At 68.9% G+C, this 26,560-nt stretch carries 22 protein-coding genes; 20 read left to right on the forward strand and 2 right to left on the reverse strand.

The genetic code is table 11. The annotated features are described in order from the left end of the window. The first annotated feature begins 70 nt into the window (after positions 1-70). The 12 genes from QUG03_RS12995 to QUG03_RS13050 all read left to right on the forward strand — a co-directional run bounded on the left by QUG03_RS12995 (position 71) and on the right by QUG03_RS13050 (position 17,448). The gene (locus tag QUG03_RS12995) at positions 71-1,519 is read left to right on the forward strand and encodes an aminotransferase-like domain-containing protein (protein ID WP_107800265.1); all 1,449 of its coding nucleotides are present in this window, start codon (positions 71-73) and stop codon (positions 1,517-1,519) included. Positions 1,520-1,721: 202 nt separating this feature from the next. Then, positions 1,722-5,000, forward strand: coding sequence for a sensor domain-containing protein (locus QUG03_RS13000; protein WP_500820170.1), 3,279 nt, complete (start codon positions 1,722-1,724; stop codon positions 4,998-5,000). Positions 5,001-5,407: 407 nt separating this feature from the next. Beyond that, positions 5,408-5,677 (forward strand): translation initiation factor IF-1, encoded by a 270-nt coding sequence (gene infA / locus QUG03_RS13005; RefSeq protein WP_019104365.1) that lies wholly within the window; start codon positions 5,408-5,410, stop codon positions 5,675-5,677. A gap of 9 nt (positions 5,678-5,686) precedes the next feature. Further along, on the forward strand, positions 5,687-5,908 hold the full coding sequence (locus QUG03_RS13010; protein WP_048409173.1) for a hypothetical protein: 222 nt from the start codon (positions 5,687-5,689) through the stop codon (positions 5,906-5,908). Between the two features lie 439 nt (positions 5,909-6,347). Next, positions 6,348-7,670: a glycoside hydrolase family 19 protein gene (locus QUG03_RS13015; protein WP_500820171.1), complete on the forward strand. Its 1,323-nt coding sequence runs from the start codon at positions 6,348-6,350 to the stop codon at positions 7,668-7,670. Between the two features lie 217 nt (positions 7,671-7,887). Beyond that, a complete protein-coding gene (locus QUG03_RS13020) occupies positions 7,888-8,478 on the forward strand; it encodes an ANTAR domain-containing response regulator (RefSeq protein ID WP_107800268.1) in 591 nt (196 codons plus the stop codon). Between the two features lie 16 nt (positions 8,479-8,494). Beyond that, a complete protein-coding gene (locus QUG03_RS13025; RefSeq protein ID WP_107800269.1) occupies positions 8,495-9,592 on the forward strand; it encodes a CmpA/NrtA family ABC transporter substrate-binding protein in 1,098 nt (365 codons plus the stop codon). A gap of 302 nt (positions 9,593-9,894) precedes the next feature. Then, positions 9,895-11,097 (forward strand): MFS transporter, encoded by a 1,203-nt coding sequence (locus QUG03_RS13030; RefSeq protein ID WP_500820172.1) that lies wholly within the window; start codon positions 9,895-9,897, stop codon positions 11,095-11,097. Positions 11,098-11,116: 19 nt separating this feature from the next. Further along, positions 11,117-13,549 carry a nitrite reductase large subunit NirB gene (nirB, locus tag QUG03_RS13035; protein ID WP_500820173.1) on the forward strand — a complete coding sequence of 811 codons (2,433 nt, stop codon included), beginning with the start codon at positions 11,117-11,119 and terminating at the stop codon, positions 13,547-13,549. Positions 13,550-13,556: 7 nt separating this feature from the next. After that, the gene (gene nirD / locus QUG03_RS13040; protein WP_048409167.1) at positions 13,557-13,886 is read left to right on the forward strand and encodes a nitrite reductase small subunit NirD; all 330 of its coding nucleotides are present in this window, start codon (positions 13,557-13,559) and stop codon (positions 13,884-13,886) included. Positions 13,887-13,902: 16 nt separating this feature from the next. After that, positions 13,903-16,596 (forward strand): nitrate reductase, encoded by a 2,694-nt coding sequence (locus QUG03_RS13045; RefSeq protein ID WP_500820174.1) that lies wholly within the window; start codon positions 13,903-13,905, stop codon positions 16,594-16,596. A gap of 84 nt (positions 16,597-16,680) precedes the next feature. Next, entirely contained in the window at positions 16,681-17,448 is a 768-nt protein-coding gene (locus QUG03_RS13050) for a type 2 periplasmic-binding domain-containing protein (protein WP_500820175.1), read from the forward strand. 136 nt (positions 17,449-17,584) lie between these two features. Here QUG03_RS13050 and QUG03_RS13055 read toward each other — a convergent pair whose 3' ends face one another. Next, positions 17,585-18,373, reverse strand: a complete 789-nt coding sequence (locus tag QUG03_RS13055; protein ID WP_500820176.1) for a DinB family protein — start codon at positions 18,371-18,373, stop codon at positions 17,585-17,587. A 220-nt stretch (positions 18,374-18,593) separates the two neighbouring features. Here QUG03_RS13055 and QUG03_RS13060 point away from each other — a divergent pair, with 220 nt between their 5' ends. Further along, entirely contained in the window at positions 18,594-19,703 is a 1,110-nt protein-coding gene (locus QUG03_RS13060; protein ID WP_305883544.1) for a methyl-accepting chemotaxis protein, read from the forward strand. After that, positions 19,696-20,160 (forward strand): GNAT family N-acetyltransferase, encoded by a 465-nt coding sequence (locus QUG03_RS13065; protein ID WP_227107575.1) that lies wholly within the window; start codon positions 19,696-19,698, stop codon positions 20,158-20,160. The genes QUG03_RS13060 and QUG03_RS13065 overlap by 8 nt, the downstream gene beginning before the upstream one ends. Before the next feature lie 10 nt (positions 20,161-20,170). On the opposite strand, the gene QUG03_RS13070 is transcribed toward QUG03_RS13065, so the two are convergent. Then, entirely contained in the window at positions 20,171-20,611 is a 441-nt protein-coding gene (locus tag QUG03_RS13070) for an anti-virulence regulator CigR family protein (RefSeq protein WP_227107573.1), read from the reverse strand. Positions 20,612-20,754: 143 nt separating this feature from the next. Here QUG03_RS13070 and QUG03_RS13075 point away from each other — a divergent pair, with 143 nt between their 5' ends. From QUG03_RS13075 to QUG03_RS13100, 6 genes are all read left to right on the forward strand, one after another. After that, on the forward strand, positions 20,755-21,684 hold the full coding sequence (locus QUG03_RS13075) for a chromate resistance protein ChrB domain-containing protein (protein ID WP_227107571.1): 930 nt from the start codon (positions 20,755-20,757) through the stop codon (positions 21,682-21,684). A gap of 2 nt (positions 21,685-21,686) precedes the next feature. Continuing rightward, entirely contained in the window at positions 21,687-23,033 is a 1,347-nt protein-coding gene (gene chrA, locus QUG03_RS13080) for a chromate efflux transporter (RefSeq protein ID WP_107800278.1), read from the forward strand. A gap of 31 nt (positions 23,034-23,064) precedes the next feature. Beyond that, a complete protein-coding gene (locus QUG03_RS13085; RefSeq protein WP_235089442.1) occupies positions 23,065-24,255 on the forward strand; it encodes an MFS transporter in 1,191 nt (396 codons plus the stop codon). A gap of 85 nt (positions 24,256-24,340) precedes the next feature. Continuing rightward, entirely contained in the window at positions 24,341-24,904 is a 564-nt protein-coding gene (locus QUG03_RS13090) for a putative glycolipid-binding domain-containing protein (RefSeq protein WP_500820177.1), read from the forward strand. Between the two features lies 1 nt (position 24,905). Continuing rightward, positions 24,906-25,415 (forward strand): GNAT family N-acetyltransferase, encoded by a 510-nt coding sequence (locus QUG03_RS13095; protein WP_107800281.1) that lies wholly within the window; start codon positions 24,906-24,908, stop codon positions 25,413-25,415. Positions 25,416-25,494: 79 nt separating this feature from the next. Then, a complete protein-coding gene (locus tag QUG03_RS13100; RefSeq protein ID WP_227107566.1) occupies positions 25,495-26,406 on the forward strand; it encodes an AraC family transcriptional regulator in 912 nt (303 codons plus the stop codon). Positions 26,407-26,560: the final 154 nt, after the last annotated feature.

Genomic DNA, 26,560 nt, shown 5'->3' on the forward strand with positions numbered 1-26,560 from the left:
AAACTGTCACCATCGCCTATCATGGGCACTGTGTCTGTCTACCACCGCCCAAGCGCGGCAAGCTGTGCTCATGGAACCCATTGTCGCCCCCCAAGCCCCCACGCTGTATCAGCAACTGGCCGACGATCTGTCGCTGGCCATCAAGCGCGGCACGCTGCCGCCCGGCGCCAAATTGCCGTCGGTGCGGCGCACCTCGCAAAGCCGCCAGCTCAGCCTGAACACCGTGGTGGCCGCTTACCGGGTGCTGGAAGACCGCGGCCTGATCGAGGCCCGGCCGCAATCCGGCTACTACGTGCGGGCGCGGCTGCCGTCGCCGGCGCGGCCGGCCGCCACCCTCAGCAGCCCGGCGGCGCCCACCCGCCCGCAGGTGCTGGGCCTGATCGACACCGTGCTGGAGGCGCAACAGAACGAGGACTACATCGACCTGGCGCTGGCCTGTCCGCACGGCGGCGACTTCTACCCCGGCGGCAAGCTGGGCCGGCTGATGGGACAGATACTGCGCCGCCAGCCCGGCATGATCAGCCGCTACGCGCTGCCGCCGGGCTCCTTGCGGCTGCGCACCCAGATCGCGCGCCGCGGCCTGGAACTGGGCATGACCCTGCAAGCTCAGGACATCGTGCTCACCCACGGTTGCATGGAAGCGCTGCAATTGGCGCTGCGCGCGGTGACCCGCCCCGGCGACACCGTGGGCCTGGAATCGCCCACCTATTTCAACCTGCTGCCCTTGATCGCCAGCCTGGGCCTGAAAACGGTGGAGATTCCCACCGACCCGCAAACCGGCCTGTCCATCGACGCGGTGGAACTCTTGCTGGCGGAAAAGCGCATCAACGCGCTGGTGGCGATGCCCAATGTGCACAATCCGCTGGGCGCGACCATGCCGCTGGAGGCCAAGAAACGGCTGGCGCGGCTGATCACCCGCCACCAAGTGCCGCTGATCGAGGACGCGCTGTACGCCGAGCTGCAGTTCGGCGACACCCTGTCGCCTGCGGTCAAGGCCTTCGACGACGAAGGCTGGGTCATCGTCTGCTCCAGCTACACCAAGACCCTGGCGCCCGATTTCCGCATCGGCTGGATGGAGGGCGGACGCTTCGGCCACGCGCTGCGCCAGCTCAAATTCGCCTCCTCGGTGGCGGAGCCGGCGGTGTTGGCGGAAACCCTGGGCGCCTTTCTGGAGTCCGGCGGCTACGACCATCATCTGCGCGCGCTGAAGCGGCGCTACGCCGCCCACGTGGAAAAAGTCCGCGGCATGATCGCGCGCCACTTCCCGGCCGGCACCCACGCCACCGCGCCTTCCGGCGGTTTCCTGATCTGGGTGGAACTGCCCGAGGACATCGACGCGGTGGCGCTGTTCCACGCCGCCATCGCGGAAAAGATCAGCATCATGCCCGGCCCGCTGTACTCCCCCAGCGGCCGCTATCCCAACGCGCTGCGGCTGTCCTGCTGCTATCCGCTGGACGACCGCTATCTGGCGGCGCTGGCGCGCGTCGGCGAACTGGCCGGCCTGCTCCGGCGTTCATAAACCCCCGCCGGCAACGCCCGCCGGCGGCGGATCCCGCGCAAGTCCGCGCCCCGCCGCGCGCAAAGACATGTTCAAGACGCGCCGGCGTTTTTATGAACCACTCATATAGCTATTAAGTGGTTGGCCTTTTTGAAATCCATGCCTAACAATGAAGCAAGACCTGACCGCGTCCGCAGCGGGCGCGAGCGCAGAAAGAGACTTCATGCCGACGATCAAGAAACCAGCCGCCGCCGATAGCGGGCCCGCCGCCGGCAAACACCAACGCCGTCTGCGCGACTTGCTGAACCGCTACGACGCCGCCTTCGCCGCCGGCGCGTCGCTGGACAGCCTGTTGCGCCAGCTGGAGCAAGTGCGCGATTACGCGCTGCGCCACGCCATAGGCGAAGCGCAGATGCTGTCCGCGCTGGCCGCCCAGCCCGCGCTGCCGCAAGACAGCGCCGCCGGACGACAGGCGCGGCAGATGCTCACCGACATGACCCACAGCCTGGGGCGGCAGCTGCTGCAACCGGCGCTGAGCGCCGCCGCCAAACCCCAGCCGCCGCCGGCCCAGGCCATGCTGGAGCAATTGGACGACGGCGTGCTGCTGCTGGAGCCCAGCGGCCAGCAAGTGCTGTACGCCAACGCCGCGCTGATGGAATTGCTGGGCCTCGCCGAGCCGCCCGCCTATCCCCTCGCGCTCTCGGCGCTGGCGCCCGACAGCGGGCTGGCCGAAGCGCTGCGGCCGCTGCTGGCCCTGCCCAAGGACAAACCCAGCCAGATCGCCGCCACCCCGCTGCGCCGGCCGGACGGCGACGCCGGCCATGCCGACATCCGCGCGCGGCCGCTGCGGGCCGAAGGCCAGGACTGCCTGCTGCTGACCTTCCACGACGCCACCGACCGGCTCACCTCCGAGCAACTGCTGACCCGCCATCTGGACATCCTCGCGCAACTGGCCGGCCTGTCCGCCGAACTGGCCAGCCAACCGGCCGAACCGCTGTGGGCGCGCATGAGCGGCCTGCTGGAGCGCGTGGGACGATTCCTGGGCGCCGACCGCTGCCTGCTGGCCCTGCTCGACGCCGAAGGCAAGCAAGTGCGCATCGCCCGAGAATGGCGAAACGAGGCGCGGGCGGCCGGACCGCCGGCCGAGGCCCCGGCCATCCCCCGCTCCAAACTCTGCTGGCTGGAACAACAGCTGGGCCAGCAACGCACCTTGCAACTGAACGACAGCGCCGACGCGCCGGAAGCCGCCGCCGCGCTGCGCCAATTGCTGGGCGACAACGGCCAGAGCGCGCTGCTGGCCACGCTGCGGCCTCGCCAATGCTGGCGCGGCGTGCTGGCGGTCAGCGCGCCGACGCCGCATAGCTGGCTGTGGATAGAGCAACACATGCTGCAATCGGTGGCGGACATGCTGTCCAACTTCCTGGAGCGCAGCCAATACCACAGCGACGCTCAACGCCGTCAGAGCGAGGCACTGGCCCAGGCGCGGATAGGCCATTGGGAATGGCGGCGCGGCGACGCCGCCCCGCATTGGTCGGAAGAGCTGTATCAATTGTGGCGGCTGGACCCCGCCCGGCCCCCGCCGCCGCTGGCGCGCTTGCCCGCCTTGCTGCCGCCCGCCGACTGGCCGCCGCTGCGCCGCTGCCTGCGCCAAGTGCTGCGCCGGCGCGAAACCGCGCAGCTTGACCACCGCATCCTGCTGCCGGACGGCGGCGACCGCCACGTGCGCCATCACATCTCGCTGGAACAGGACGGCCGCGGCCGCGTCGTCCGCCTGAGCGGCACCTTGCAGGACATCAGCGAATTCAAGCGCCGCGAACAGACCCTGCAGCAGGCCGCCGCCGTTTACGAACACACTTTGGAAGGGGTGATGATCGCCGGCGCCGATCTGCGCATCCTCGACGTCAACCCGGCCTTCAGCGCGCTCACCGGCTACGCCCGCGCCGACCTCTTGGGCCAGAGCCCGCGCCTATTGCATTCCGGGCGCCACGACGCCGGCTTCTACCGCCGGCTGTGGCAGACCGTGGCGGAACACGGCCGCTGGCAAGGCGAAATCTGGAACCGGCACAAGGACGGCAGCGTGGCGCCGGCCTGGCTCACCGTCACCGCGGTGCGCGACGCCGACGGCGCGGTGCGCAACTACGTCGGCGTGTTCTCCGACATCGCCCAGATCAAGAAATCCGCCGCCGAAATGGCGCAGCTGGCGCATTACGACTCGCTGACCACCCTGCCCAACCGGCTGCTGTTCCTGTCGCGGCTGGAACATGCGATCCAGACCGCCAAACGCGAACGCCGCCGCGTGGCGGTCTTGTTCATCGATCTGGACAACTTCAAGCAGATCAACGACACCCGCGGCCACGGCGCCGGCGACCGCCTCTTGGTGGAAGTGGCCGCCCGGCTCAAGGACTGCCTGCGCGCCAACGACACCGTGGCCCGCATCGGCGGCGACGAATTCCTGATCCTGCTGGAGAACCAGAAAGCCGACAATCCGGTGATCGACATCGCCAACAAGATCGTCAAAGCCTGCGCCCGGCCGTTCCGCCTGGAAGAACAGGAGGTGGAAGTGGGCTGCAGCGTGGGCATCAGCATCTACCCGCGCGACGGCCAGGACGCGGAAACGCTGATGCGCAACGCCGACGCCGCCATGTACCAGGCCAAGAACGACGGCAAGGGCGCCTTCCGCTTTTACACCGAGGAGCTGACCCAGCGCGCGCGGCTGCGGGTGGAACAGGAACGCGAGCTGCGCCTGGCGCTGGAGCGGCGCGAACTCTTCCTGGTGTTCCAGCCCAAATATCATCTGCAAAGCGGCGCCCTGATCGGCGCCGAGGCCTTGCTGCGCTGGCAGCACCCGAGCCGGGGCCTGATCGGGCCGGACACCTTCATTCCGCTGGCAGAGGAAACCGGCCTGATCATCCCGATCGGCAGCTGGCTGATCCGCCACGCCTGCGGCATTCTGTGCCGCTGGAAGGACGCCGGCCTGTCGCCGGGCGTGCTCAGCCTCAATATCGCCGGCGCGCAAATCCAGCGCGCGCCCATTCTGCAAACCCTGAAGCAGGCGCTGCGCGACTGCCGGGTTCCGCCGCAGCAGATCGAACTGGAAATCACCGAGCGCTTCGTAATGAGCAATCCGGACGCGCATCTGTCGGTGCTGCGCGAGCTGCGCCAACTGGGCGTCGGCCTGTCCATCGACGATTTCGGCACCGGCTATTCCTCGCTCAGCTATCTGCGCCAATTGCCGGTGCAAACACTGAAAATCGACCAATCGCTGGTGCGCGGCCTGCCGGACCGCGAGCACGAAACCAGCATCAGCCTGGCCATCATCTCGCTGGCCAAAACCCTGCACCTGGGCCTGGTGGCCGAAGGCGTGGAAAACGAAGCCCAGCGCCGCTTCCTGCTGGACGCCGGTTGCGAGCACGGCCAAGGTTTTCTCTACGCCCGGCCGATGCCAGAAAACGAATTCGCCGAACTGGTCAAGAAAGGCGGCGCGGCCCCGCTCCGCCTCTAATGAACCGGTTTACGACCCGCCGCGCTTAGGCGGGATAGCGGGACAAGGGCGCTGAAACCCGCTTGCCAATGCGATTTTCAACACAACGGCGACGGCGACGGATAAATCCATCTCCCTGATTTTTTTGTGAAAACCGCCTCATCGCCGCGTCTGATTCGGCCATTGCCGGATAAATTCTTGTATTTTTCTGACAAATCAGTGCGTTAGATATATAATACCGTTCGCCTCAGATTTTCTGATCGTTCCGGCAGCTGCCTGTCGGACGCTCCGCCTTGCCTGAGGGCTGCCTGTGAAGCCAGCCCCTCCCTAGCTTGGTTACCGAATAGACGCGCCAATAGCACCCGCTCGCGGCAGTCCATGTGACTGCCGCTGTGGCTGTTGGCCTACCGTATTAGAAAGGAATCGTAATGTCCAAAGAAGACATGATCGAACTGGAAGGTGTTGTCATTGAAATGTTGCCCGAGTCCCGCTTCCGCGTGCGTCTGGACAACAACGTCGAAATCCTGGCCTATGGCTCGGGCAAGATGAAGATGCACCGTATTCGCGTTCTGGTAGGCGACCGCGTCACTGTAGAGATGTCGCCCTACGACTTGACCAAGGGCCGCATCAATTTCCGTCATCCGACGGCGCCGGCCGGCGGCGGCACGCCTCGCCCCCATCACAACCGACGCCGTTGATCTGCCGGCATGACCCGCTATCGCGGTCATGCCCTGGAGCAACATTTGCGAGTCAATGAACTCAAACCCGGCGATTACATCGCCGAACAACACGATAGCGCCGCAATCACATTTACCGTGATTGCGGTCAATGCAGTAGGACGTCACTGTCACGTCACTTTTTCGTCGGAACTGGGCCTGGATTCCGCCAGCTACCCGCACGACGCCTGGATCAACGCCTCTCGTCCCTGAGACGGCCGCACGGTCCGATTGACGCTCAACGCCGCACCCGTCCGGGATCTCACCCCGGCGCCCGCCGCGGCCGCTTCCGCCTTCTTCGCCCCTTCCGGCTTAGCCGCGCGCCGGCCGCATGGCCGCGTCAATCCCATTCTCCTTCAAAAAGTCGTTTGACATATCAAAAATTGGTTCCATAGTGGTATCTATGCCGTGCGTCGCGCGCGGCAGAAAACCATCTAGGGCAACCTCGAAAACCGCCGCGATCCGTTCAAGAGCAAGACGCGTCCTCTGACATCAGAACACAAGCACCGAGACCGCGCGCAAGGCAAAGCCAGAAGCCTGTGACTGAGCGAGGCCATCGGACCGCGCAGCGGGTGTGTCGAGGCCCCCATAAACGGCTGCGATGATTTCGCGCGGCGTCCCCCGCGCCGGCAGCCCGACAACAGGAGCCAACATGCGCAAACCCTTCACCGCCCTGCTGCTGAGCCTGGCCTGCCAGGCCGCCCTCGCCGCGCCCTGGAACGCCGGCGCCGTCTATCAGGCCGGACAGCAAGTCCAATGGCAAGGCCAGGATTGGCAGGCCAAATGGCGCACCCGCGCCGAAACGCCGGCCGCCAATCCCAGAGGCAGCTGGACGCCGGCGGCGGCCCAGGCCACGGCTTTGGCCGAACCGGGCCAGCCTCAGCCGCCCACGCTGCAGCAAGCGCTGCAATACGAAGCCGCCCTGACCGACACCCCCTTCTTCCGCAACGTCAAAGCCTCGATCCGCACCCTGCCCAACGCCCAGGTGGAACAGGTGACGCCCGGCCGCGCCGCCAACCCGCTGAACGTGCGCCGGGTGGAGCGCCTGCTGCCGGCGAGCAAGTGGGAGTATTACTTCTCCCGCCGCGACGCCAGCTACAGCTACCAGCGCTTCTTGCAGGCCATCGCCAAGTTCCCCGCCATCTGCGACGACTACGGCGACGGCCGCGACGGCGACGCCATCTGCCGCCACAGCCTGGCCACCATGTTCGCCCACTTCGCTCAGGAAACCGGCGACCACAACCGCAGCGACACGGTGCCGGAATGGCGGCAAGGTCTGAAATACCTGCGCGAAATGGGCTGCGCCGAAACCGGCCCCGGCTGCGGCTACAACACCGAATGCGCCGATCCGGTGTTCAACAAGGTGTGGACCTGCGGCAAGAACGCCGACGGCAGCTGGAAAAAGTACTTCGGCCGCGGCGCCAAGCAGCTGTCCTACAACTACAACTACGGCCCCTTCTCCCAAGCCATGCACGACGGCGACCAATCCGTGCTGCTGAAGAACCCGGACCTGGTGGCCTCCACCTGGCTCAACCTGAGCTCGGCCACCTTCTTCTTCGTCTTCCCGCAGCCGCCCAAGCCGTCGATGCTGCATGTGCTGGACGGCACTTGGGCGCCCAACGCCGCGGACAAGGCCGCCGGCGCCGGCAACAACTTCGCCACCACCATCCAGATCATCAACGCCGAGTGCGGCGGCGGCACCGAGCGCCAGGCGGCGCAGAACCGCATCGATTACTACCGCCAGTTCGCCAAGGACCTGGGCTGGGACTACGGCAACGAGCAGCTGTCCTGCGCCAATATGCAGCGCTTCAGCGCCGCCAGCTCCGCCGCCTACAACATCTATTGGGAAAAGGACTGGAAATGGGGCAATGACTACAAATGCCAGCTGGTGAACTACCAGACCCCGTACAGCGCGCTGCAAGCCGGCAACTACCAGCGCTGCGTCGAGGACAACTGGAACGTCAAACTCAAATGAAATCGGCCGGCTCCGCTCGCGCGGGGCCGGCCTCGCCAACGACTGTTGTTCACCCGTGTTTCACCTCCTGTCCATTGGCCTTGTCTCCGTTCAACGATAAGCCATCGCGGCTAAACGCCGCGTCAATCCGGCCCCGTCCTCGCTAAAAATCGCGTCAAGAATTCCCTTGGGCACGGCGCTTGCTTCAGCCAAGCCGTCCCTTCTCCCCGGTGCCGCAATGTCCACGCCTCCGCCGCTGCGCCTGCTGCTGGTCAACGACCACGCCAAAACCATCGCCTCGCTGCGCCAGGCGCTGGCGCGCGCCGGCTACGCCGTCGTCGCCGAGGTGGACGGCGCCGCCGCGCTGCTGCAGGCGGTGGAGCGGCTGCGGCCGGACGTGGTGATCGTGGACACCGAATCCCCGTCGCGCGACACCCTGGAGCAGCTGGCGCTGCTGGGCGAGATCGCGCCGCACCCGGTGGTGATGTTCGCCGACCAGGGCGACCTGCCCACCATAGAAGCCGCCGTCCACGCCGGCGTGGCGGCCTATGTGGTGGACCAGGCCGACGCGGCGCGGCTGGCGCCCATCATCGACCTGGCCCGCGCCCGCTTCGCCGAGGACGCCCGGCTGCGACAGCGGCTGGCGGCGGCGGAACAGCAACTGGCCGAACGCAAGCTGATCGAGCGCGCCAAGGGCATTCTGATGGACAAGCGCCGGCTCAGCGAAAACGACGCCTACCAGGCGCTGCGCCGGCAGGCGATGCGCGAGGGCCTGCGCGTCGCCGATCTCGCCCGACAACTGATCCAGGCCGCCGAACTGCTAGGCTGAGCCGCGAGGAAACCCCATGACCGTCCCCCACCGCCTGCGCCTGGGCTATCTGCCGCTGACCGACAGCGCGCCGCTGATCGTCGCGCGCCAGCTCGGCTTGGACCGCCGCCACGGCCTGGAACTGGAATTGCTGCGCCAGCCTTCGTGGAGCGCGGTGCGCGACAAGCTGCTGGACGGCCGCCTGCACGCCGCCGCGGCGCTGTACGGCCTGGCCTACGGCATGCAGCTGGGCCTCGCCGGCCCGCAAGCCGACATGGCGCTGCTGATGACGCTGAACCAGAACGGCCAGGCCATCACCCTCAGCCATCCGCTGGCCGACGCTCTGGCGGCGGCGCCGCAGCAGGCCTTGCCGCGCCGCGTCCGCCAAGGCGGCGCGCCGCTGACGCTGGCGCACACCTTTCCCGCCGGCACCCACGCGTTGTGGCTCAATTACTGGCTGGCGGCGCAAGGCCTGGACCCGCTGCGCGACGCGCGCCTGGTGGTGATTCCGCCGCCGCAGATGGGCGCGGCGCTGGAAGCCGGCCAGCTGGACGGTTTTTGCGCCGGCGAGCCCTGGCACCAGCAGGCGGCGGCGCGCCAGGCCGGCCGCATCGCCGTCGCCAGCGGCGAGATCTGGCCCGGCCACCCGGAAAAAGCCCTGCTCTGCCGCCGTGGTTTCGCGCAAGAAGAACCGGCCGCCGCCGCCGCGCTGATCATGGCGCTGCTGGAGGCCTGCCGCTGGCTGGAGCACGGCGAAAACCGCCGCCAGGCGGCGCGCTGGCTGGCGCGGCCGGAGCATATCGCCCTGCCGGAAACGCTGATCGCCGCCACCCTGCCCTCAGCCGCCGCCGGGGCGTCGGCACTGCGTTTCTTCGACCAGGGCCGGGTCAACCATCCCTATCCGTCCGACGGCGTCTGGTTCATCGACCAGTTCCGGCGCTGGGGCTGGCTGCGCGGCGACGAGGACGCGCAGGCCGTGGCCGCCGCGGTGAGCCAGAGCCGGCTTTACCGGCAGGCGGCGGACGCGCTGGGCCTGCCCGCGCCGGCCCGGCCGCAGCGCCGCAGCCGGCTGTGCGACGGCGTGGAGTGGGACGGACGGCCGCGCTACCCGGCGACGGAGCGTCTGCTGGATTAAGCCCCGCATGTTGCAACGCACAAACTCAGTGCGCGGCCGGCTATTTTCGCACCAGCGCGGTGCGGCTTCCCGCCGCGAATCCACGCGAAACCCGGATTTCCGGCGCGCGGAGGCTGGCACGGCGTTTGCATAAGTCAAGCCGGGCCTGGCACAAAGACGTGCCCCGCCCACCCCAAATGCTTGTCCGGCCAATGGCGGCCGGGACGGCAACGGACAACGGCGTCCGCTCCTGCTATCACCGAGGAGCGAACGCCGTTTTTATTTTGGCCGGCCCCCGGCCGCTCGCGGCACAGGAGTTTCGCATGGACCGTTCTTTCTGGCACACCGGGCACAAGCCCACCTTGCTGTCCGCCTTTCTCTACTTCGACCTCAGCTTCATGGTCTGGTATCTGCTGGGCCCGCTGCAGGTGCCCATCGCCGCCGCGCTGGACCTGGATACCCAAGAACGCGCGCTGATGGTGGCCACTCCCATCCTGGCCGGCGCGCTGCTGCGGCTGGCCGTCGGCATGTTGGCGGACCGCATCGGCGCCAAGCGCACCGGGCTGATCGCCCAGATCGTCGTCATCGCCGCCTTGCTCGCCGCCTGGCGCGTCGGCCTCTCCAGCCTGGGCGGCGCGCTGCTGTTGGGCCTGTTCCTGGGCGTGGCCGGCGCCTCCTTCGCCGTGGCGCTGCCGCTGGCCTCGCGCTGGTATCCGCCGGCGCATCAGGGCACGGCGCTGGGCATCGCCGGCGCCGGCAACTCCGGCACCGTGCTGGCGGCGCTGTTCGCGCCGGCGCTGGCGCTGCAGTTTGGCTGGCAGAACGTGTTCGGCCTCGCCTGTCTGCCGCTGCTGCTGGCGCTGCTGCTGTTCGCCCGGCTGGCCAAGGACGCGCCGGGCGCGCCGCCGCCCAAGCGCTGGGCCGATTATCTGGCGGTGCTGGCCCAGCGCGACGCCTGGTGGCTGATGCTGTTCTACGCCATCACCTTCGGCGGTTTCGCCGGCTTCGCCAGCGCGCTGCCCGGCTATTTCCACGACCAGTTCGGCTTCGACGCCAAGACCGCCGGGCTCTATACCGCCGCCTGCGTGTTCGCCGGCTCGATGATGCGGCCGCTGGGCGGCGTGCTGGCGGACCGCGTCGGCGGCACCCGCTCGCTGCTGGCCGTCTACCTGGCGGTGGCGGCGCTGCTGTTCGCCGCCGGACTGGAAGCGGGCGGCGCCGGCGGCGCGCTGCTGCTGTTCGTGCTGGCCATGCTCTGCCTCGGCGCCGGCAACGGCGCGGTGTTCCAGCTGGTGCCGCAGCGCTTCGGCGGCGAGATCGGCGCGGTCACCGGCCTGATCGGCATGGCCGGCGGCGTCGGCGGCTTCCTGCTGGCTGCCGGCCTGGGCGTGATCAAGCAGGCCAGCGGCGGCTACGCCATCGGACTGTGGCTGTACGCCGCGCTGGCCTTGGCCGGCTGGACCGGCCTGGCCGGGCTGCGCCAGCGCTGGCGCGCCGGCTGGTCTCTCGCCAGCGCCCGGCTCTGAACCTGCGAGGACATCCATCATGACCAAACCCAAACTCGTGGTGGTCGGCAACGGCATGGCCGGCATCCGCACCGTGGAAGAGCTGCTGACGCTGGCGCCGGACCTGTACGACATCACCGTGTTCGGCGCCGAGCCGCACCCCAATTACAACCGCATCCAGCTGTCGCCGGTGCTGGCCGGCGAACAGACCTTCGACGACATCGTGCTCAATCCGCGCGCCTGGTACGCCGAACGCGGCATCAGCCTTTACACCGGCAAGACCGTGGTGGAACTGGACCGCGCGCGCCGCCTGGTGCGCGCCGACGACGGCAGCGTCGCCCCTTACGACAGGCTGCTGCTCGCCACCGGCTCGCTGCCGGTGATGCTGCCGCTGCCGGGCCGCGATCTCGCCGGCGTCATCGGCTACCGCGACATCCGCGACACCGAAGCCATGCTGGCCGCCAGCGCCGGCGGCGGCCGGGCGGTGGTGATAGGCGGCGGCCTGCTCGGCCTGGAAGCCGCCTACGGCCTGAAACAGCGCGGCATGGACGTCACCGTGGTCCACCTGGCGGACTGGCTGCTGGAAAGACAACTGGACCCCGCGGCCGCCCAGTTGCTGCAGGCCTCGCTGGAAGCGCGCGGCCTGCGCTTCCTGCTGGGCCGCCAGACCGCCGCGCTGCTGGACGACGGGCGCGGCGCAGTGGCCGCCGCGAAGCTCGCCGACGGCGAAACCCTGGAGGCCAAGCTGGTGGTGATGGCGGTGGGCATCCGCCCCAATATCGCGCTGGCCGCCGGCGCCGGCCTGCACTGCGAGCGCGGCGTGGTGGTCAGCGACGCGCTGCAGACCTTCGACCCGCGCATCTACGCGGTGGGCGAATGCGTCAGCCACCGCGGCGTCTGCTACGGACTGGTGGCGCCGCTGTTTGAACAGGCCAAGGTCTGCGCCAACCATCTGGCCCAACTGGGCAGCAGCCGCTACCAGGGCTCGGTGATGGCCACCAAGCTCAAGGTCACCGGCATCGATCTGTTCTCCGCCGGCGACTTCATCGGCGGCGGCGATTGCGAAGAGATCGTGCTGTCCGACCCGGCCGGCGGCCTGTACAAGAAACTGGTGCTGCGCGAGGACAAGCTGATCGGCGTCTGCCTGTACGGCGACACCGCCGACGGCGCCTGGTACTTCAAGCTGCTGCGCGAACAGCGCGCGATAGGCGATCTGCGCGAGCGGCTGATCTTCGGCGAAACCGCCATCGGCGACGTCGGCGTCCAAGGCCAGAGCCGCGCCGCCGGCATGCGGGACGGCGACGAAGTCTGCGGCTGCAACGGCGTCAGCAAGGGCGCCATCGTCAAAGCGATCAAGGAGAACGGCCTATTCACCCTGGACGAGGTCAAGCAATGCACCAAGGCCGGCAGTTCCTGCGGCTCCTGCAGCGGCCTGGTGGAACAGATCCTGATGAACACCGTGGGCGCGAGCTTCCAGGAAGCGCCCAAGACCAAGGCCGTCTGCGGCTGCACCGATCACAGCCACGCCGAGGTGCGCAAGGCCATCCGCGACCACCGCCTGCTGGACCACGCCGCGGTCTACCACTTCCTGGAATGGCGCACCCCCAACGGCTGCGCCAGCTGCCGCCCGGCGATCAACTACTACCTGCTGTCCACCTGGCCGCGCGAGGCGGTGGACGATCCGCAAAGCCGCTTCGTCAACGAGCGGGTGCACGCCAATATCCAGAAGGACGGCACCTTCTCGGTGATCCCGCAGATGAAGGGCGGCGTCACCAACGCCGCCGAGCTGCGCCGCATCGCCGATGTGGCCGACAAATACCAGGTTCCCATGCTCAAGGTCACCGGCGGCCAGCGCATCGACCTGCTGGGCATCCGCAAGGAAGACCTGATCGATGTCTGGAAAGACCTGGGCATGCAATCCGGCCACGCCTACGGCAAATCCATCCGCACCGTGAAAACCTGCGTCGGCAGCGAATTCTGCCGCTTCGGCACCCAGAACAGCACCCAGATGGGCATAGACCTGGAAACCATGCTGGCCAATATGTGGGCGCCGCACAAGGTCAAGCTGGCGGTGTCCGGCTGCCCGCGCAACTGCGCCGAAGCCGGCATCAAGGACATGGGCGTGATCGCGGTGGACTCCGGCTGGGAGCTGTACGTGGGCGGCAACGGCGGCATCAAGACCGAGGTGGCGCAATTCCTGTGCAAGGTGAAGACCGCCGAGGAAGTGAAGGAATACAGCGGCGCCTTCCTGCAGCTCTACCGCGAGGAGGGCTATTACCTGGACCGCACCGTCCGCTACATCGCCCGCGTCGGCCTGGATTACGTCAAAGCGCGGGTGGTGGACGACGCCGCCAACCGCCAGGCCTTGTACCAGCGGCTGCTGTTCGCGCTGGAAGGCCTGCCCGACCCCTGGGCCGCCCGCATCGCCGGCGCGCAGCGCCAGGAATACATCCCCTTGAAAGTCATCGCCTGAGGCCGCCATGGAACCCACCCCGCCCCCCTCCTCCCGCTGGCTGCGCATCTGCGCGCTGGACGACATCCCGCTGCTGGGCAGCCGCGTGCTGGCGCGCGACGACGGCGACATCGCCCTGTTCCGGCCGCAGCCGCAGCAAGTGTTCGCGCTCTTGGACCGCTGCCCGCACAAGGGCGGCCCGCTGAGCCAGGGCCTGGTGCACGGCGCGGCGGTCACCTGCCCGCTGCACGGCTGGACCCTCAATCTGGACGACGGCGAAGCCCAGGCGCCTGACCGCGGCTGCGCGCGACGCTTCCCGGTCAGCCTGCGGGACGGCGACGTCTACCTGCAACTGTGAACCCGGGGACCGCGCCATGACCACCACCCCCTCCACCTGCTGTTACTGCGGCGTCGGCTGCGGCGTGCTGATCCACAGCGACGGCGCGCGCGTCACCGGCGTGGAAGGCGATCTGGCCCACCCGGCCAACCACGGCCGGCTGTGCACCAAGGGCCTGGCGCTGGCGGACAGCTGCGCCAGCCTGTCCGGCCGCGCGCTGCACCCCGAACTGCGGCTGACCCGCGACGCCGCGCGCCGGCGCGTGGACTGGGACAGCGCGCTGGACACCGTGGCCGAGCGGCTGGCCGGCGTCATCCGCCGCCACGGGCCGGACGCGGTGGCGGTCTACGCCTCCGGCCAGCTGCTGACCGAGGATTACTACCTGTTCAACAAGCTGACCAAGGGCCTGATCGGCAGCAACAATATCGACACCAACTCCCGGCTGTGCATGTCCAGCGCCGTCAGCGGCTACAAGCTGGCGCTGGGCGCCGACGGCCCGCCCACCTGCTACCAGGACCTGGACCTGGCCGATTGCGTGCTGCTGGCCGGCAGCAATACGGCCTACGCCCACCCGGTGCTGTTCCGCCGGCTGGAGGTCGCCAAGGCGGCGCGGCCGGACCGCAAGTGGATCGTGGTGGACCCGCGCCGCACCGACACCGCGGCGCTGGCGGACCTGCATCTGCAGATCCAGCCCGGCAGCGACGTGGCGCTGTTCAACGGCATGCTGCACCACCTGATCTGGGAAGGGCTGATAGACGAGAGCTACATCGCCGCCCACACCGAGGGCTTCGACGCGCTCAAGCGCCTGCTGCGCGACTATTCGCCGCGCCAGGCCGCCGGCCTGTGCGGCATCGCCGAGGCCGACCTGACCACCGCCGCCGAATGGTTCGGCCGCAGCCCGGCCAGCCTGTCGCTGTACTGCATGGGCTTGAACCAGTCCAGCCACGGCACCGCCAAAAACCTGGCGCTGATCAATCTGCACCTGGCCGCCGGCCAGATCGGCCGCCCCGGCGCCGGCCCGTTCTCGCTGACCGGCCAGCCCAACGCCATGGGCGGCCGCGAAGTGGGCGGCATGGCCACCATGCTGGCCGCCCACCGCGATATCGCCAACCCGCAACACCGCGCCGAAGTGGCCGCCCACTGGGGCGTGCCGCCGGAGCGGCTCTCCGACCGCCCCGGCCTGCCGGCCATCGCGCTGTTCGACGCGCTCAAGGCCGGTCGGGTCAAGGCGGTGTGGATAGTCTGCACCAACCCGGCCCACTCGCTGCCGGACCTGGAGCAAGCGCGCCAGGCCCTGGCCCAGGCCGAATTCGTCATCGTCCAGGACGCCTACGCCGACACCGACACCGCCGCCTGCGCCGACGCGCTGCTGCCCGCCGCCAGCTGGGGCGAAAAAGAAGGCACGGTCACCAATTCCGAACGCCGCATCAGCCGGGTGCGCGCCGCCGTGCCGCCGCCGGGCGAAGCGCGCGCCGACGGCTGGATCGCCGCCGAAGTGGGCCGCCGGCTGGAACGGCTGCTCTACCCGGACGCGCCCAGCCTGTTCGAACGCAGCGAACCGGCGGCGGTGTTCGCCGAACACGCGGCGCTGACCGCCGGCCGCGATCTGGACCTCAGCGGCCTCAGCCACGCGCGGCTGGAGCGGGACGGCCCGCAGCAATGGCCGTTCCCGGCCGGCGCGGCCGCCGGCCAGGCTCGGCGTTACGAGGACGGCCGCTTTGCCACCGCCAACGGCCGCGCGCTGTTCCACGCCACGCCCTACCGGCCGCCGGCGGACGCGGTCAACGCCCATTACCCCTTCCGCCTGCTCACCGGCCGGCTGCGCGACCAATGGCACGGCATGAGCCGCAGCGGCCGGGTGGCGCGGCTGTTCTCCCACGCGCCGGAACCGACGCTGGACATGCACCCGGCCGACGCCGCCCGCCGCGGCCTCCAGGCCGGCGAACTGGTCAGGGTGGAAAGCCGGCGCGGCGGTCTGGTGCTGCCGCTGGCGCTTTGCGAGGAACTGCCGGGCGGCAGCGTGTTCGCCGCCATGCACTGGAGCGGCCAGCATCTGGACAGCGGCGGCGTCAACCAGGCCTGCTCGCCGGCGGTGGACCCGCAATCGTTCCAGCCCGAACTCAAGCACGCCGCGGTGCGGGTGGAACGCGCCGAACTGCCGTGGCGGGTGCGCGCCGCCAGCCGCCACCCGGACCTGCCGGCGCTGCGCGCGCGGCTGCAGCCCTTGCTGGCCGGCTGCGGCTACGCCGCGCTCAGCCTGCGCCCGCCGGACATCCTGGTGCTGAACGCCGCCCACGCCCAGCCGCGGCCGGACTGGCTGGCCGAGCTGACTTGGCTGCTGGACCTGGACGGCGGCCCGCAGCTGCAAACCTTCAGCGACGCGCGCCGCGGCCTGGAACAACGCATCGCCTGGCGCGACGACGCGCCCTGGGCCTACGTCTTCGCCGGCGGCCAGGACGACGGCGCGCGGCTGCTGGCCGCGATGCAAAGCGGCCGGCCCTGGCCCGGCAGCCGGCTCAGCGCGCTGGTCCCCGGCGCCGCGGCCGTGCCCGCCGCCGCGCGCATCGTCTGCAACTGCCTGCAAGTGGACGCCGAGCGCATCCAGGCGGCCATCGCCGACGGCGCGGACCTGGCCGGACTCAAGACGCGGCTGGGTTGCGGCGGCGTTTGCGGCTCCTGTCTGCCGGAGCTGAAACGCATGCTGGCGCGACAGGCGGAACGGGAATATTGAAACCCCGGCGCGGAACTCTATGCTAAGGGAGTCCGGCGCTGTTACCCTCTGCGCAGGCGATAGCGATGGATGCGTGGATTGGGCTTGAAACAGATAGGACTGCTGATCGCGGCGCTGGCCGCGCAGCCGGCGGCGGCGACGACGCTGGACATGGTTTACGGCGCGGTGGCCTCGGACCCGTATATGAGCGGCGAAGGCGATCAAATGCCGCCCCACCCCGGCGCGGTGGTGGAAATGGCGCAGGCGGCGGCCAAAGGCTGCCGGATCGCGCTTAAGCTATCGCGGCTGCCGGGCAAGCGCCTGCTCACCGAGATGCAGCACGATCAGCACGACGCCGCCTTCATGTTCTCCCACAACAAAGAACGCGAAGCCTATTTCGATTACCCGATGCAGGGCGAGGAACCCGACCCGCGCTACCGGCTGACCACGCTGGCCTACTCCTTGTACGCGCTGAAAAACGCGCCGCCGGCCTGGAACGGCAAGAACCTGCCGGCGCTGGGCGCCATCGGCGTCAACGCCGGCTGGTCCATCGCCGACGATCTACGCGCCAAGGGCGCCCAGGTGGAGGCCGCCAAAGACACCGAGATGAACTTCCGCAAACTGCTGGCGCGCCACATCGCCGCCTACGCCACGCAGAACCACATCGGCGACCGCTATCTGGAAGACCACCCGCAGGCCGGCATCGTCCGCCTGCAGCCGCCGCTGTCGCGCAAAGACTACTATCTGGTGTTGGGCAAGCGCTGGCACCGGGACAATCCGGCCCTGGCGCGCTGCCTGTGGCAGCAGATAGGCAAACTGCGCGAAACCCTGCTGCCCGCGCTGCTGCGCCGCCCCTGGTACCAACAACCCTGAGAGGGCGTTTACCATCTCGCGAGCCAAGGCGAGACCAGGCCTTGCGGCGGAAGCAGCGGAGTGTACAAGGGCCGTTCTCAACGCCGTATCGCCGACGCGCAGCAGATCGTCAACCGACTCTGAGCCGGGCCGGCGCTCAAACCGACTCGCCGCCCAACTCCGCCGTCAGCTCCTCCACCTCCAGCAAATGGGCGCGGTCGTGCTGCAGCATGTCCTCGGCCAAATCCTCCAGACTCATCCGCCGCTCGCCGCCAAACAGGCATAGCCGCCCGCGCTGGGCCGCTTCGGCGCCGGCCAGCGCTGTCAGCAAATGCCGCCGCCCGGCCAGGAAATCGTCCAGGGCCGCTGAGCCGTCCTGCTCCAGATAAGCCAGTTCGCGCGACATTTCAGTGCCGTCTACCGACGGAATATCCGGCATGTCCTCGGTCAATACCCTTGCCACCCTTTGGCAGAAAATCCGGTCCAGATCGCGCAGATGGCAGGCATGCTCCACCGCGGCAAAATCGATGCCGTCCGGCCGCCGCCGCCAGTCCGCGGCCGGAATCACGCGCAGCGCCGCCGCCAACTGGGCCGGCATCGCCCGCAGCGCCTCCAGCCGCTGCTCCCAATCCAACTGTTGCGGCCTAGGCGTCCACACCACCCCGTAAGTGAAATAACCGCCCGGTACCCGGCCGCGCGGCCGCAACACCTCGTGATAATGGCGGCGCATCACCTCCGCCACCATCGCGCCGCAAAACTGGCGCGCGCTGGCGTCCGCCTCCACTTCCGGAAACAGCTGGCGCACATCGTGGACGATGGCCGCAATCGCCGGCACTTCGGCGCGCGACAAGGCCGCGTATTCCACATAACGCTGCGGCGTGTCGATCAAAGCCTCCAACTGGCGGCCCAACGCCTGTTCGCGAAAGACATCAAAACGGGAGTGCATAAGAGCCTCTTATTTAACGTATCAAAATGATACCTTAGTAAACGGCGCAACAAGCGTCAAGTCTGATTTTTGTCATAATTAATCAAACTTAAACAAGACAAATGATTGCAGATTCATGACGGCATTCGGATAATGCTAAACGTTTATTTAAAATCACCCGGCGACATGCAAGCGCAAGCCATGCCTGCCTGTGCCGGTCCGGCTTCAAGAGGAGAATGGAATGTGGTTCCGGAACAAGGACAAGGCCGCGCGCGAGCAGGCGGAGCGCTTGCAACTCAGCCAGGAGGCGGAGCGAATGCGCCAGGAACTGCAACACACCCGCAGCCGCGCCGATGAAGCCGAACGCCAGCTGGCCGCCAGTCAGGCCAAAGTTCAGGAACTGAACGGACTGATCGCCAACCTCTCCGCCTTCGCCCAATCGATGACCGACACCCAGCAGTCGCTGGCCACCCTCTCCAGCGTGATGAGCCGGGAAAAAGACCGCGCCGTCGCCGCTCAGGGCATTTCGCTGCGCAGCCGCCAATCCATAGACCAGATCGCCGCCGATCTGTCCAAACTGGCCGGCGCCTCGCAGGGCGCGGCGGAAAAAGTGGGGGAACTGGACGCCCGCGCCCAGGAGGTGGGCGGCATCGTGCAATTGATCCGCGACATCGCCGACCAGACCAATCTCTTGGCCCTGAACGCCGCCATCGAAGCGGCGCGCGCCGGCGAGCAAGGCCGCGGCTTCGCCGTGGTGGCCGACGAAGTGCGCAAGCTGGCCGAACGCACCGCCACCGCCACCGCCGACATCGCCAAGCTGGTGGAGCAGATCCGCGGCGACAGCGCCGGCAGCCGCAGCCAGATGGAGCAATTGGCGGAACAAGCCGCCGGTTTCAGCCAGGACGGCGAGGCCGCCGCCGGCACCATGAAGCAATTGCTGGACATGTCCACCAGCATGGAGGGCAGCATCGCCGCCTCCGCGCTGCGCGGTTTCTGCGAACTGGCCAAGATGGACCACCTGATCTACAAATTCCGCGTCTACCAGGTGATGTTCGGCCTGTCGGACGAGGACATCGGCCACTTCGGCTCGCATCAGCACTGCCGCTTCGGCAAGTGGTATTACGAAGGCGAGGGCCGCGCCGGCTTCTCCCACCTGCCCGGCTTCCGCGAAATCGAAGCGCCGCACGCCAAGGTGCACACCGCGGCGCTGGACGCCTTGCGCGCCCACGCCGACGGCGACAGCCGGGCCGCGGTGGAACATGTCGCGATGATGGAAGCCGCCAGCCTGCAAGTGCTGGCCGGCCTCGAACACATGGCCGGCGCCGGCGAAACGGAAGCGCGCCATGGCTGAGGCCGTCTTCTCCATCCGCCCGCTGCAAGCCGGCGATCACGCCGGCTGGCTGCCCTTATGGCGCGACTACAACGCCTTCTACGGCCGCGTCGGCGTCAGCGCCCTGCCCGAGGAGGTGGACCGGGAAACCTGGCGCCGCCTGCTCGCGCCGGAGGAGCCGGTGCGCGGGCTGGCCGCGGTCGCCGACGGCGCGCTGCTGGGCATCGCCCACCTGCTCTACCACCGCAGCACCATCCAGATCCAGGACAGCGCCTATCTGCAGGATCTATACGTGGCGCCGGCGGCGCGGGGCGGCGGCGTCGCCCGCGCGCTGCTGCTTGCCGCCGCGGAACGGGCGCGCGACGACGGCGCCGCCATGCTCTACTGGCGCACCGCCGGCGACAACCTCGTCGCGCGCCGCCTGTACGACCAGGTGGCGGAGCTGGCGGACGCGGTGATCTACCGCCAAATCTTGTAAGCCGGCCGGATCAGCGCAGCACGTCCAGCAAGATATCCGCGATCAAGCCGCTGGCCGCCACCAGCACCAGGTCCGCGCCCACCGCCCGCCACTCGTAACCGGGGTGGCGCGGCAGCTGGCTCAGCAAGGGCGCCGGCAAGACCTGCTTGGCGATGCCGGGCGGCAGCGGCTTGCCGCGCGCCAGGCGCTTGCGCATGCCCGGCGGCAAGGATTTATAGCCGGTCACCCCGGAATCCAGCGCCAGGCGCCGCGCGGCGGCGACACTGATGCCCGCCGCCACCAAATCCCGGTCCGACCGCTCCGGCGACGCTTCCCTGTCCTTGTCTTTATCCTTGTGCTTGCCCTGCCCCTGGCCATGCCCCTGGCCCTTGCCTTCCGGCGGATTGGCCAGCGCCGGTGCCGCCAGCGCCGCCGCCAACAAGCACACAGACCATTGCTTCCATCGCTTCATCTTCGTCTCCCGTCTCTGTTGAGCCCGATTTAGATTATCGACCACGCGTCGGCCAAGCTTGAGTCCAACGTTATCTCGCGTCCGATAAAATATATTGATCGCTACATAATTGTAGAATACGCTACAAAAAAATGGAGCGCATCATGGACTGGCTGCTGCTGATCACTTCTTTGCCCACCGAAAACGCCACCGCGCGCATGCGCGCCTGGCGCGCCTTGAAAGCCTGCGGCTCCGCCGCGCTGCGCGACGGCGCCTATCTGTTGCCCGGCAGCAACGCCCGGCTGCAACAATTGGAGGCCATCGCCTCCGACATCCAACAACACGGCGGTGTCGCGCGGCTGCTGGCCTGCCGGCCGCTGGACGGCAGCGATTTTCCGCCGCTGTTCCAGCGCGACGCCGACTATCAGCAGCTGCGGCAGGACATCCAGGAACAACTGAGCGGGCTGGACCCCGACAACGCCGCCGAGCGGCTGAAACAATGGCGGCGGCTGAGCAAGGCCCTGGCCGGCGTCGCCGCCATCGATTTTTTCCCCGGCGCCGGCCAGCAACAGGCGCAGGCCGCGCTGCAACAGCTGGAAACCGCCATCCAGCTGCAATTGTCGCCGGGCGAGCCCCATAGTCTGGACATGCAGATTCCGCGCCGCGCCGTGGCCGAGCACCAAGGCCGGACCTGGGCCACCCGCCGCCGCCCCTGGGTGGACCGGCTGGCCTCGGCCTGGCTGATCCGCCGCTTCATCGACCCGCAGGCGCGCATCCTGTGGCTGGCCGCGCCCGGCGACTGCCCGCCGGAGGCGCTGGGCTTCGATTTCGACGGCGCCGCCTTCACCCATGTCGGCGACAAGGTCAGCTTCGAGGTGCTGCTGGCCAGCTTCGGTCTGGACGCGCCCCCGCTGCGAAGGCTGGCCGAGCTGGTCCATTATCTGGACGTGGGCGGCGCGGCGCCGCCGGAAGCCAGCGGCGTGGAAACCGTGCTGGCCGGCTTGCGCGCCGCGCTGAGCGACGACGACCAATTGCTGAGCGCCGCCGCCCATATCTGGGACGGGCTCTACCAACAGTTCGCCAAGGAGAGCTGATCATGCCGCCCAGCCCCCGCGACGCCGCGCCCGCCCCCGTCGGCTTCCGGCAAGCGCTCCGTTTCTGGCTCAAGCTGGGCCTGATCAGCTTCGGCGGCCCGGCCGGCCAGATCGCCATCATGCACCAGGAGCTGGTGGAGCGCCGGCGCTGGATTTCCGAACGCCGCTTCCTGCACGCCCTGAATTACTGCATGTTGCTGCCCGGGCCGGAAGCGCAGCAACTGGCCACCTATATCGGCTGGCTGCTGCACCGCGGCTGGGGCGGCGTCGCCGCCGGCGCGCTGTTCGTGCTGCCGTCCTTCTTCCTGCTGGTGCTGCTGTCCTGGGTCTACATCGCCTACGGCCACCTGGCCTGGATCGCCGGCCTGTTCTACGGCATCAAGCCCGCGGTGGTCGCCATCGTGGCCCAGGCGGCCTGGCGCATCGGCACACGCACGCTGAAACGGCCCTGGCTGTGGGGCGTGGCGCTGGCCTCGCTGTGCGCCATCGCGCTGTGGCAAACGCCCTTCCCGCTGATCGTGCTGGCGGCGGCCTTGATCGGCGCGCTGGCCGGCCGGCTGCGGCCGCGCTGGTTCCAGGCCGGCGGCCACGGCGGCGCGGACGCGCATTACGGCCCGGCGCTGATCGACGATCACACCCCGCCGCCGGCGCACGCCCGCTTCTCCTGGCTACGGCTGGGCCGCGCGGCGCTGGCCGGCCTGCTGCTGTGGAGCTTGCCGATGGCGCTGCTGACAGCCGCCTACGGCTGGCACGGCGGCTTCACCCAGATGGGCTGGTTCTTCACCAAGGCCGCGCTGCTGACCTTCGGCGGCGCCTACGCGGTGCTGCCCTATGTCTACCAGGGCGCGGTGGCGCATTACGGCTGGCTGAGCGCCGGCCAGATGCTGGACGGCCTGGCGCTGGGCGAAACCACGCCGGGGCCGCTGATCATGGTGGTGGCCTTCGTCGGCTTCGTCGGCGGCTACGCCAAAGCCCTGCTGGGCCCGGAGCACCTGTTCCTGGCCGGCGCGCTGGCCGCGGCGCTGGTCACCTGGTTCACCTTCCTGCCCTCCTTCGTCTTCATCCTGGCCGGCGGCCCGCTGATCGAACACAGCCATGGCGAGATCCGCCTGACCGCGCCGCTGACCGCCGTCACCGCCGCCGTGGTCGGGGTGATCGCCAACCTCGCCCTGTTCTTCGGCTGGCATGTGCTGTGGCCCCAAGGCTGGCGCGGCGGCGTGGACGGGGCCGCCGCCGCCATCGCCGCGCTGGCGGCCTGGGCGCTGCTGAAAAAACAAGTCAAGGCGATGCCGGTGATAGCCGGCGCGGCGCTGGCCGGCCTGCTGCTCAGCCTGTGGCGCCTGCCGTGAACGCATTCCCCCATCGAGAAAGGCCTCCCGCATGCAGCCCCGCATCCCCGCCACCATCTGGGCCCTGGGCTTGGTCAGCCTGTGCATGGACATGTCCTCCGAGATCATCCACGCGCTGCTGCCGGTCTTCCTGGTCTCCACCCTGGGCGTCAGCGCGCTGACCCTGGGCGTCATCGAAGGCCTGGCCCAGGCCACCGCGCTGATCCTGCGCGTATTCTCCGGCGCCATCAGCGACTACTGGGGCCGCCGCAAAGGCCTGCTCTTGCTGGGCTACGGCCTGGCGGCGCTGAGCAAGCCGCTGTTCCCGCTGGCTCACAGCGCCGAAACCGTGCTGGCCGCGCGGCTGATGGACCGCGTGGGCAAGGGCATACGCGGCGCGCCGCGCGACGCGCTGGTGGCCGAAGTCTCGCCGCCGGCCATCCGCGGCGCCTGTTTCGGCCTGCGCCAGTCCATGGACACCGTCGGCGCCTTCGCCGGCCCGCTGCTGGGCATCGCGCTGATGTTCTGGCTGGCGGACGACATCCAGCAAGTGCTGTGGTGGGCCTGCCTGCCGGCCTTGCTGGCGGTGCTGCTGCTGGCGGCCGGCGTGCGCGAGCCGGACGGCGGCGAACGCAAGCCCTTCCGCTCGCCGCTGCGCCTGGCGCTGCTGCGCCGCTTTTCCGGCCGCTACTGGTGGATCGTCGCCATCGGCGCGCTGTTCACCCTGGCCCGCTTCAGCGAGGCCTTCCTGGTGCTGCTGGCGCAGCGCCACGGCCTGCCGCTGAGCTGGCTGCCGCTGGTGATGGTGGTGATGAGCCTGGTCTTCGCGCTCACCGCCTACCCGGTGGGGGTGCTGGCCGACCGCTGCAGCAAGAGCGCGCTGCTGGCGACAGGCCTGCTGATCCTGATCCTGGCCGACGTCACGCTGGCGCTGTCCGGCTCCGTCGCCGTCACGCTGGCCGGCATCGCCCTGTGGGGGCTGCACCTGGGCTTCACCCAGGGCCTGCTGGCCACGCTGGTGGCGGAGGAAACGCCGGCCGATATGAAGGGCACCGCCTTCGGCCTGTTCAATCTGGTCAGCGGCCTGTGCCTGCTGCTGGCCAGCGTGCTGGCCGGCTGGATGTGGGACCGCCACGGCAGCGCCAGCACCTTCGTCGCCGGCGGCGCCTTGGCCGCGCTGGCGCTGGCGGCCACCTTGCTGTGGCATAGCCGGGAACGGCGGCTGGCCGGCCAGGCCGCATAAACACCGGATCGGGCAATGCCCGCCATGGACAAGCAACAGGACAATGCGGTGAAATACGCCATCATAAAAACAGCAAGGCCGCCGCATGTCCCACACCTTCGTCTCCTCCATCGTCTGGCAACGGCTGGACGCCTCCGGCCACGACTACGCAGCGCTTGAACAGAGCGAGCAAGGCCCGCGCCTCAAGGGCTGCGCCGTCTTCGTCGAAGACGGCGTCAACTGCCTGCTGCAATACCAGGTGGACTGCGCGCCGGACTGGAGCACCCGTCGCGTCGAGGTGAACGGCTACCGCGGCGCGGAAGCCATCGCCCTGCGGCTGGAAACCGACGCCGAAGGCCGCTGGCGGCTCAACGGCGCGGAACAGCCGCAAGTGCAAGGCTGCGTCGACATCGACCTGGCCTTCACCCCGGCCACCAATCTGCTGCCCATCCGCCGCGGCCGGCTTGAGATCGGCGCGGCGCTGGAACTGAACGCCGCCTGGCTGCAGTTCCCGGCGCTGACCCTGGCGCCGCTGCCGCAGCGCTACACCCGCCTGTCCGAGATCGGCTACCGCTACGAATCGCGGCAAGGCGCGTTCCAGGCCGAACTCAGCCTCACCCCGGACGGCCTGCTGCGCGACTACCAAGGCCTGTGGCGGGAGGTGCGCTGACATGAACGCCCCGCGCATCCGTCCGGCCGCGCCGGCAGACTTTGCCCGGCTGGCCGAAATCGAACGCGCCGCCGCCGCCCGCTTCGACCCGCAAGACCTGCCGCCGGCGCTGGCCGGCGACACGCTGCCCCGCGACGAACTGGCCGCCGCCTGCGCGGCCGGACTCCTGTGGGCGGCCGCCGACGCCGACGGCGTCCACGGCTTCCTGTTGGCGCGCCGCCACGACGACAGCCTGCACCTGCAGGAAATGGACGTCTGCCCCAAGCATCAGGGCCGGGGCCTGGGCTCGGCGCTGATCGCGCACGCGGAAACCGCCGCGCGCCGGCTGGGCCTGCGCCGGCTGACGCTGACCACCTTCGAACACCCGGCCTGGAACGCGCCCTACTACCACAAACGCGGTTTCCTGACCCTAGACCCCGCCGACAGCCCGCCCTTCCTGCTAGCCCTGTTGCGCGCCGAGGCCGAGCACGGCCTCAGGCGGCGCGTGGCGATGCAGAAACCGCTGCTTTAAGGTGTCCGACAACACCGCAAGATCGGTCAGGCGCGCGGCGGCGCGGCCGCGCTAGACTGGCGGCGCCAAGGAGGAAAGCATGCAGCACGACACCGCCAGCCCGCGCCTGGACAAGGCGCTGGCCTATATCGACGCCCATCTGGACGCCGACCTGAGCCTGGAACGGCTCAGCCGAGTGACCGCCTGCTCGCGCTTCCATTTCCACCGCCTGTTCCGCGCCCGCTTCGGCCTCAGCCTGCACCAATACGTGCGGCTCTGCCGGCTGCGCCGCGCCGGAGAGCGGCTGGCCTTCCGCCGCTGCGCCGTGCTGGACATCGCGCTGGACAGCGGCTACCGCAGCCCGGAGGCCTTTGCCCGCGCTTTCCGGCAGGCGACGGGCCAGACGCCGTCCGCCTTTAGGCGGCGGCCGCGCTGGCGGCCTTGGCATCAGCACTTCCACGCCCTATCCCAACTGAGGAGCCGTTCCATGCCATCCCGCCAAATCCCGCTCGCCGTCGACATCGTCGACTTCCCCGCCACCCCGATCGCCCTGCTGGAACACCGCGGCGACCCCGCGCTCTTGGGAGACAGCCTGCGCGACTTCATCGCCTGGCGGCGGGAACACCGCCTGCCGCCCAGCGCCGCCGCCACCTACAACCTGCTGTACGCCGATCCGGACGACTGCGCGCCGGCGGACTACCGCTTCGGCCTCTGCGCCGCTTTCGACGGCGATATCGCCGCCAACCGCCAAGGGGTGCGCGCCGCGCTGATTCCCGCCGGACGCTGCGCCCGGCTGCGCCACATCGGCTCCGACGACGCGCTGGCCGCCCTCGCGCGCCGCCTGTACGCGGAATGGCTGCCCGCCAGCGGCGAAACCCCGCGCGATGACCCGCTGTTTCTCCAGCGCGTGCGTTTCTACCCGGACGTGGCGGAAAACGAAGCCGTCTGCGATTTGTTTCTGCCGCTGCAAACGCCTGCGCCGAAAATCGGATCCGCCGCGCCGTTAAAATAATAAGGATCAGGATATTCCAAAAACATTCCCTCAAGCGCCTTTTGTCGGCTTTGGGTAAACTAGAGCGCGTTAAATGCAGGGGTAATGCACGATGCGCGCTCGTTTTCTGACTCGAATAAAAAAATGGATCATCAGCGTATTCAATCCGCCCTAC

The organism is Chromobacterium sp. CCUG 30098, assembly GCF_059916605.1.